The organism is Burkholderia sp. Ac-20345 (assembly GCF_017104825.1).
Taxonomy (GTDB): Bacteria; Pseudomonadota; Gammaproteobacteria; order Burkholderiales; family Burkholderiaceae; genus Burkholderia; species Burkholderia lata_B.
Map to the genome: position 1 here is coordinate 1 of NZ_JAAGPO010000308.1, position 8,166 is coordinate 8,166.

General features: G+C 66.0%; 7 protein-coding genes. 2 read left to right on the plus strand and 5 right to left on the minus strand.

Features of this window, described 5'->3' with window-relative positions; genetic code table 11:
• The coding region (locus G3O06_RS45075; RefSeq protein WP_205819945.1) for an MltA domain-containing protein at nt 1-1,020 on the plus strand (1,020 nt) is incomplete at its 5' end.
• A gap of 249 nt (nt 1,021-1,269) precedes the next feature.
• Here the strand turns inward: G3O06_RS45075 and paaK are convergent.
• From paaK to paaN, 5 genes are all read right to left on the minus strand, one after another.
• Nucleotides 1,270-2,568: a phenylacetate--CoA ligase PaaK gene (gene paaK / locus G3O06_RS45080; protein ID WP_175004887.1), complete on the minus strand. Its 1,299-nt coding sequence runs from the start codon at nt 2,566-2,568 to the stop codon at nt 1,270-1,272.
• A 38-nt stretch (nt 2,569-2,606) separates the two neighbouring features.
• The gene (paaI, locus tag G3O06_RS45085; protein ID WP_174917367.1) at nt 2,607-3,059 is read right to left on the minus strand and encodes a hydroxyphenylacetyl-CoA thioesterase PaaI; all 453 of its coding nucleotides are present in this window, start codon (nt 3,057-3,059) and stop codon (nt 2,607-2,609) included.
• 1 nt (nt 3,060) lies between these two features.
• Nucleotides 3,061-3,852, minus strand: a complete 792-nt coding sequence (gene paaG / locus G3O06_RS45090; protein ID WP_174917366.1) for a 2-(1,2-epoxy-1,2-dihydrophenyl)acetyl-CoA isomerase PaaG — start codon at nt 3,850-3,852, stop codon at nt 3,061-3,063.
• A 45-nt stretch (nt 3,853-3,897) separates the two neighbouring features.
• Nucleotides 3,898-5,100: a 3-oxoadipyl-CoA thiolase gene (pcaF, locus tag G3O06_RS45095; RefSeq protein ID WP_205819946.1), complete on the minus strand. Its 1,203-nt coding sequence runs from the start codon at nt 5,098-5,100 to the stop codon at nt 3,898-3,900.
• An 87-nt stretch (nt 5,101-5,187) separates the two neighbouring features.
• Nucleotides 5,188-6,894 carry a phenylacetic acid degradation protein PaaN gene (paaN, locus tag G3O06_RS45100; RefSeq protein WP_205819947.1) on the minus strand — a complete coding sequence of 569 codons (1,707 nt, stop codon included), beginning with the start codon at nt 6,892-6,894 and terminating at the stop codon, nt 5,188-5,190.
• Nucleotides 6,895-7,023: 129 nt separating this feature from the next.
• Here paaN and G3O06_RS45105 point away from each other — a divergent pair, with 129 nt between their 5' ends.
• Nucleotides 7,024-7,800 (plus strand): enoyl-CoA hydratase, encoded by a 777-nt coding sequence (locus G3O06_RS45105; protein ID WP_205819948.1) that lies wholly within the window; start codon nt 7,024-7,026, stop codon nt 7,798-7,800.
• Nucleotides 7,801-8,166 lie beyond the last annotated feature (366 nt).

The window sequence follows — 8,166 nt, forward strand, 5'->3', positions numbered from 1 at the left end:
CCGACCGGCACGGCGATCGTGCCGGGTCAGGTGGCCGCGAAGCGGCTCACGCCGGTTGCGTGGCAGCAAGTGCCGGGCTGGCAGGACGATTCGCTGATCGGCGCGACGGCCGCGCTGCGGCAGAACTGCGTGCGGCTCGCGCGCCAGCCGGCCTGGGCGCGTGCTTGCGCGGCTGCCGACCGGCTCGACGAGCTCGACGTCAGCAGCGCACGTACGTTCTTCGAAACGTATTTCACGCCGTTCCAGCTTGCGAACACCGACGGTACGCTCGACGGGCTCGTGACCGGCTATTACGAGCCGCTGCTGCATGGTTCGCGCGTGCGTCGCGGTCCGTATCAGTACGCGCTTTATCGCTGGCCGGCCGGTTATCGCGCGGGCGCCGCGCTGCCGGCACGCGCGCAGCTCGAACGCGCCGGCATCCTGAACGGCAACGAACTCGTGTGGGTCGACGACCCGATCGAAGCGTTCTTCCTGCAAGTGCAGGGCTCGGGGCGCGTGCTGCTCGACGACGGCTCGGTGATGCGGGTCGGCTTCGGCGGCACCAACAACCAGCCGTACCGCTCGATCGGCAAGTGGCTGCTCGATCGCGGCGAGCTGACACCCGCTCAGGCGACGATGCAGGGCATCAAGGCGTGGGCAAAGGCGAACCCGACCCGCGTCGACGCGTTGCTCGACACGAACCCGCGGTTCGTGTTCTTCCGCGACATGCCGACCAAGGAAGATGCGCCGCACGGCGGCGCGGACGGCCCGATCGGCGCGCTCGGCGTGCCGCTGACGCCGGAGCGTTCGATCGCCGTCGATCCGTCGTCGATCCCGCTCGGCACGCCCGTGTTCCTGCAGACCACGCGCCCGTTGACGAATACGCCGATGAACCGGCTCGTGTTCGCGCAGGATACGGGCTCCGCGATCAAGGGCGGCGTGCGGGCCGACTATTTCTGGGGGCTCGGCGACGACGCAGGCGATCAGGCCGGGCGGATGAAGCAGGTCGGCCGGATGTGGCTGCTGTTCCCGAATTCGTGATGTGAGGCGGCGCGCGGGTTGCTGGCGGCGCCGACAATGCATCAGGCGCGGCATTCGTGGGCGCGATGGTGTGCGTTGCCCTGATCGTGAGTGAGCGAGTGCGGTGTCAGTTTTCGTGATGCGCCTGTCGCGTCGGCGGTTGCCCCAACGGCGTCCTGGAATGAAACAGCCCGATCGGCGTTGGCCGATCGGGCTGTTTCATTTGCAGCCACGGACTCACCGCACGTAACGCACGCGCGGCGATTGTCGTCAGCCCTTGCGCTTGTCGACGACGCGTCGCGCCTTGCCGACCGAACGCTCGATCCCGTTCACGGGCAGCACGTTGATCACGGCCGTCACGCCGATCAGCGACTTGATGTCGTATGCGAGCGCCTGTTTTGCCGCATGGATCGCCGCCGTATCGGGCGCGGTCTCGGGGCAAGGCTCGACGTTGAGCGTCAGCACGTCGAGCGGGCCTTCCTTCGTCAGCACGATCTGATAGTGCGGTGCGAGCGCGCGCTGCTTGAGCAACTGCTCCTCGATTTGCGTCGGGAACACATTGACGCCGCGCACGATCATCATGTCGTCCGAACGACCCGTGATCTTCTCCATCCGGCGCATCGTGCGGGCAGTGCCGGGCAACAGCCGCGTGAGGTCGCGGGTCCGGTAGCGGACGATCGGCAGCGCCTCCTTCGTCAGCGACGTGAAGACGAGTTCGCCGAGTTCACCGTCCGGAAGCACTTCGCCGGTTTCGGGATCGATGATCTCCGGATAGAAGTGGTCTTCCCAGATGGTCGGGCCGTCCTTGGTCTCGACGCATTCGGACGCGACGCCGGGGCCCATCACTTCGGACAGCCCGTAAATGTCGACCGCGTCGATGCCCATCCGCTGCTCGATCGCGACGCGCATGTCGTTGGTCCAGGGTTCCGCGCCGAAGATGCCGATGCGCAGCGAACTCTGCACGGGATCGAGGCCCTGGCGCTCGATTTCGTCGGCGATCGACAGCATGTAGCTCGGCGTCACCATGATGATGTCGGGCCGGAAATCCTGGATCAGTTGTACCTGCTTCTCGGTCTGGCCGCCACCGAACGGGATCACTGTCAGCCCCGCGCGTTCGGCGCCGTAGTGCGCGCCGAGCCCGCCCGTGAACAAGCCGTAGCCGTAGCTGACGTGCACCTTGTCGCCGCGGCGCGCACCGGCGGCGCGGATCGAGCGCGCGACGAGATTCGCCCATGTGTCGATGTCGCCGGCCGTATAGCCGACGACCGTCGGCTTGCCGGTCGTGCCCGACGACGCATGAATGCGCGAGATCTGGTCCTGCGGCACCGCGAACATCCCGAACGGGTAACTGTCGCGCAGGTCGCTCTTCGTCGTGAACGGGAAGCGCGACAGGTCGGCGAGCGTCTTCAGGTCGTCCGGGTGGACACCCGCGTCGTCGAACTTGCGACGATAGACGGGGGAGTGCTCATACGCATGCCGGAGCGACCACTTGAGGCGCTCGAGTTGCAGCGCGGTCAGCTCGTCGCGTGAGGCGGTCTCGATCGGCTCGAGCGGTAGCGGGGTAGTCATGCATGTCTCCAGTGTTTGTTATGTGCGAGCCGTCGACGTCAGCGGTCTTCCGGAATGACCGTGCCCTTGATCTGGGCGGACTTGCCGCGAAACATCGCGACGGTTTCGCCGGTCTGGTTCGTGACGCGGATGTCGTAGATGCCTTGGCGGCCGGCGCGCGCCTGCTCGATCGCCTCGGCCGTCAGCACGTCGTCGCCGTGCACGGGGCGCAGGAATTCGATCGAGCAGCCGGCCGCGACGGTGTTCACGTTGTACGAGTTGCACGCGAACGCGAACGTCGAATCGGCCAGCGTGAAGATGATCCCGCCGTGGCAGGTCTGATGCCCGTTCAGGAATTCGGGCCGCACGCGCATCTGCAGGCGCGCGTAGCCGGCGCGTACTTCGGCGATTTCCATCCCGAACGCGCGGCTGCATGCGTCGGCGTCGTACATGGCCCGCGCGGTGGCGCGGGCGAGCGAATCGGGGTCGAGTGTGGCAGTGGCGTGCGTCATGTCAACGGCCCTCGAAGCGTGGCGCGCGCTTCTCGATGAATGCCTTCACGCCTTCCGAATAGTCGTGCGACTGGCCGAGCTTGCGCTGCAGGTCGCGTTCCACGTCGAGTTGCTGGTCGAGCGTGTTCGTGACGCTGGCGCGCATCGATTGCTTGATCGATGCGATCGCGAGCGTCGGCTGCTGCGCGAGCTGGGTGGCGAGCTGGCGGGCTGACGCAGCGAGGGTGTCGTCATCGACCGCGCGCCAGATCAAGCCCCATTGCTCGGCCTGTTCGGCCCCGAGCTTGTCGCCGGTCAGTGCGAGCCCCAGCGCGCGTGCCATGCCGACACGTTGCGGCAGGAACCACGTGCCGCCCGAATCGGGTACGAGCCCGATCTTGACGAAGGCCTGGATGAAGCTGCTCGAGCGGGCGGCGAACACGAGATCGCACGCGAGCGCGAGATTCGCGCCGGCGCCGGCTGCCGTGCCGTTGACGGCGGCGATCACCGGAATCGGCAGACGCTGCAGGCGACGGATCAGCGGATTGAAGTGCTCGTCGATCAGCGTGCCGAGGTCGGTGGACGCGCCCGGCGTGAAGTCGAGATCGGCCAGGTCCTGGCCCGCGCAGAAGCCGCGCCCCGCACCGGTCAGGATCAGCGCGCGCGCGCCGGCCGCCTCGACATCATCGAGCGCGGACTGCAGCTCGCGATGCATCGCCCGCGTAAAGCTGTTCAGCTTGTCGGGGCGGTTGAGGGTAATCGTGGCCACGTTCGACGCGTGATCGATATCCAGCTGAATCGCCTGATAGGACATGCAGTATCTCCTTCATGACTTCGTTATAGGCGCGCGGTGCGTGGGTTACACGCGTTCGATCGCGAGCGCGATACCCTGACCGACGCCAATGCACATCGTACAGAGCGCAAAGCGGCCGCCCGTACGCTCGAGTTGGTGGAGCGCCGTGGTCACGAGCCGGGCGCCCGATGCGCCGAGCGGATGGCCCAATGCGATCGCACCGCCGTTCGGGTTCACGCGCGGATCGTCATCCGCGACGCCGAGCATGCGCAGCACCGCGAGACCTTGCGACGCAAACGCCTCGTTCAGTTCGATCACATCGAACTGGTCGATGGTCATGCCGAGCTGGCGCAGCAGTTTCTGCGTGGCGGGTGCGGGCCCGATGCCCATCACGCGCGGTGCGACGCCGGCTGTTGCCATGCCGATCACGCGTGCGCGGCGGCGCAGGCCGTATTGGTCGGCCGCCTGAGCATTGGCGAGCAGCAGCGCGCACGCACCGTCGTTGACGCCCGATGCGTTGCCGGCCGTCACCGAGCCGTCCGGGCGCACGACGCCTTTCAGCTTCGCGAGCGCTTCGAGCGACGTCTCGCGCGGATGCTCGTCGCGCGAGACGACCAGCGGATCGCCTTTCTTCTGCGGAATCGTGACCGCAACGATTTCGTCGGCAAGCGTACCGTCCTGCTGCGCACGCGCGGCCTTCTGCTGGCTGCGCAGCGCGAACAGGTCCTGGTCGGCGCGGCTGATGTTGTAGTCGACCGCGACGTTCTCGGCCGTCTCGGGCATCGAATCGACGCCGTACAGCTGTTTCATCAGCGGATTGATGAAGCGCCAGCCGATCGTCGTGTCGAAGATGTCGGCCTGGCGCGCGAACGCGCTCGCGGCCTTGCCCATCACGAACGGTGCACGCGTCATGCTCTCGACGCCGCCCGCGATCATCAGGCGCGCCTCGCCAGCCTTGATCGCGCGCGCGGCCGTGCCGACCGCGTCCATCCCGGAGCCACACAGCCGGTTCAGCGTCGTGCCGGGCACGTCGGTCGGCAGGCCCGCGAGCAGCGCCGACATGCGTGCGACGTTTCGATTGTCTTCGCCGGCCTGGTTTGCACAGCCGTAGATCACGTCGTCGATCGCCGTCCAGTCGACGTCGCGGTTGCGCTCGACGAGCGCCTTGAGCGGTACCGCACCGAGGTCGTCGGCGCGGACATCTTTCAGGGCGCCGCCGTAGCGGCCGATGGGGGTGCGAATCGCGTCGCAGATATAGGCGTCTGTCATGGGCGTATCGATGAGCAACGAACCCGCCGGGTGGCGGATTCGTTCATGGTAGAGAACGTGGCGGCGTTTGCACGTCGACCATTCGGGTTATGCCGGTTGGCCGGCTTCCGCGGGGGCCGCTTTCGGCGCAACATGGACGCGGCTTTGCACCACGCGGAACCGGTTGGCGACGAACGCCGGATCAGCCAGCGCCGCGTTGGCTGCCGGGTTCGCGCCCGTGCCGTGGAAATCCGAGAACGCTGCCGACTGGTTCACAAACACACCGCCCGTCAGGTTGATCGACAGCGCGACGCCACCGCGCACCGCCGCATCGTGGGCGGCGTCGACGATCGCATCGTCGGTGCTGTAGACGGAGAGCGTCAGCGCGCCATGTTCCGCTGCGATTTCCCCGGCGAGGTCGAGCGATTGTGCGGTCGAGTCGGTCGCGATCACGAACGAGATCGGACCGAACCATTCCTGCGTGAATTTCTCGCGATCGGCCACGTCGAGTTGCAGCACGAGCGGCGTGCGCACGCGGGCATCGGGGAACGCAGGGTGCTGGAGGGTAAGGCTGTCGGCGAGCACGCGGCCGAGCTGGCGGGCGTCGTCGATACGTGCGGTCACGCCTTCGTTCTGGATTGCGCCGATCAGTTCGACCGAGCGTGCCGGGTCGCCGGTCAGTTTTTGCACGGCAACGGCGATTGCCTGTGCGACCTCGTCGAAGCTTGCATGGCCGTCCGCCGTCCGGATGCCGTCGCGCGGCACGTAGATGTTCTGCGGCGCCGTGCACATCTGGCCGGAGTACAGCGCCAGCGAGAACGCGATGTTCTTGGCGGCGGCCTTCAGGTCATCGGTCGAGTCGATCACGATCTGGTTGACGCCGGCCTTCTCGGTATAGACCTGTGCCTGATGGGCATGGCGTTCGAGCCACGTACCGTTTTGCGTGCTGCCGGTGAAGTCGATCAGCTTGATTTCAGGGCGCAGCGCGAGATCCTGAACGAGCGCGCCGTCGTTGGGTTCGGTCGCGAGGAGCGTGACGACGTTCGGATCGAAACCGGCTTCGCGCAGTACGTCGCGAGCGATCCGGACGGTGATCGCGAGGGGCAGGATCGCGCCCGGATGCGGTTTGACGATCACGGTGTTACCGGTTGCCAGATCGGCGAAGAGGCCCGGGTAGCCGTTCCAGGTCGGGAACGTGCAGCAGCCGAGCACGAGCCCCGTGCCGCGCGGGACGATCGTGTAGCGCTTGTGCATCGCGAGCGGCGGGTTCTTGCCTTGCGGCTTTTCCCAGTGCGCGTCGGCCGGGATGCGGCGCAGTTCGTCCCATGCATAGGCGACTGCTTCGAGCGCACGATCTTGCGCGTGCGGGCCGCCGGCCTGGAACGCCATCATGAATGCCTGCCCCGTGGTGTGCATCACGCCGTAGGCGATCTCGAAGCTGGCGCGATTCAGGCGCGCGAGGATTTCGAGGCTGACGCCGACCCAGGCGCTCGGGCCGGCTTCTCGCCAGGAGCGCTGCGCGACGGCAGCGGCGGCGATCAGCTCGTCGGGCGTCGACTTCGGATACCGGATGCCCAGTGCAATGCCATACGGCGACCGCTCTGCGCCGACCGTTTCTCCGGACGCCGGCTGGTCGAGCGCGAACGTCTTGTCGAGGTGCGACTTGAACGCGGCCTCGCCATCTGCGTTCGCGCTTTCCCCGTACACTTTGGGGCTCGGCATTTCGGCGAACGGGCTCCAGTACCCGCGGCTCTCGATGGCGGCGAGTGCGTGCTTCAGCGTGTCTTCGTGCTTCGTGAACAGTGCATGGGTCATGGCGGCAGCCTGATGGACGTTGAGAGGGGTTGGATCGATTAATTAACCGACCGGTTGGTCGGAGAATGGTAGCATCAAACTATTCGCATGTGCGAGGCGTTTCTCATTTCATTGATCGAGGAGAAATAGATGGCTTACGAGAACATCCTGGTGGAGACCCGGGGGCGTGTCGGGTTGGTTACGCTGAACCGTCCGAAGGCGCTGAATGCGCTGAACGATGCGCTGATGGATGAACTGGGTGACGCGCTGAAGGCGTTCGATGCGGACGACGGCATCGGCGCGATCGTCGTGACCGGGAGTGAGAAGGCGTTCGCGGCTGGCGCGGACATCGGCATGATGGCGACCTACTCCTATATGGATGTCTACCGGGGCGACTACATCACGCGCAACTGGGAGACGGTCCGCGAGATCCGCAAGCCGATCATTGCCGCGGTTTCGGGTTTTGCGCTGGGCGGCGGCTGCGAGCTGGCCATGATGTGCGACATCATCTTCGCGGCGGATACGGCCAAGTTCGGCCAGCCGGAAATCAAGCTGGGCGTCATGCCGGGTGCGGGCGGCACGCAGCGTCTGCCGCGCGCGGTGTCGAAGGCGAAGGCGATGGACATGTGCCTGACCGCCCGTTTCATGGATGCTGCCGAAGCGGAGCGCGCGGGGCTCGTGTCGCGCGTGCTGCCGGCCGACACAATGCTCGACGAAGCGATTGCCGCTGCGACGACGATCGCCGAGTTTTCGTTGCCGGCGGTCATGATGGTCAAGGAGTCGGTGAACCGTGCGTACGAGACGACGCTGGCTGAAGGCGTCCACTTCGAGCGGAGGCTGTTCCATTCGCTGTTCGCGACCGAAGACCAGAAGGAAGGGATGGCGGCATTCGTCGAAAAACGGAAGCCGGTGTTCAAGCACCGCTGATTGGGCTCCTTGGGTAGTTGGCTGGCCGCTGGTAGGTATCGGTGTCGCCGGCGCCACGCGGTCCGTCGAGCCCGAAGCCCCCGTGCGCGGCAGCGCACGGGGGCTTTTTCAAAATATTTTCACAAAGGGGCTTGCGTAGTTGGGGGCGGGTGCTTAGAATCACGCCTCTTTCGCGCTAACGGAAACGCGGCGCGGAAGAGGGAAGCAGGGTTGGCGATGTGCTGAAGTCTGGTGCGCTTAGCTGGCCTGGAAGTTGAGCCCCGCGGTCGCAACGATGTAGTGAAAAAAGTTGTTGACGATCTGCGAAACACGGTTCATAATCTCGCTTCTCTGCTGCTGAAAACGCAGCGCTGCTGAGAAACACGA

Bases quoted from the DNA above. Each gene is read 5' to 3' on its own strand.
- paaI (WP_174917367.1), bottom strand. From the start codon at position 3,059: ATGACGCACGCCACTGCCACACTCGACCCCGATTCGCTCGCCCGCGCC.
- paaG (WP_174917366.1), bottom strand. From the start codon at position 3,852: ATGTCCTATCAGGCGATTCAGCTGGATATCGATCACGCGTCGAACGTG.
- G3O06_RS45105 (WP_205819948.1), top strand. From the start codon at position 7,024: ATGGCTTACGAGAACATCCTGGTGGAGACCCGGGGGCGTGTCGGGTTG.
- paaK (WP_175004887.1), bottom strand. From the start codon at position 2,568: ATGACTACCCCGCTACCGCTCGAGCCGATCGAGACCGCCTCACGCGAC.
- paaN (WP_205819947.1), bottom strand. From the start codon at position 6,894: ATGACCCATGCACTGTTCACGAAGCACGAAGACACGCTGAAGCACGCA.
- pcaF (WP_205819946.1), bottom strand. From the start codon at position 5,100: ATGACAGACGCCTATATCTGCGACGCGATTCGCACCCCCATCGGCCGC.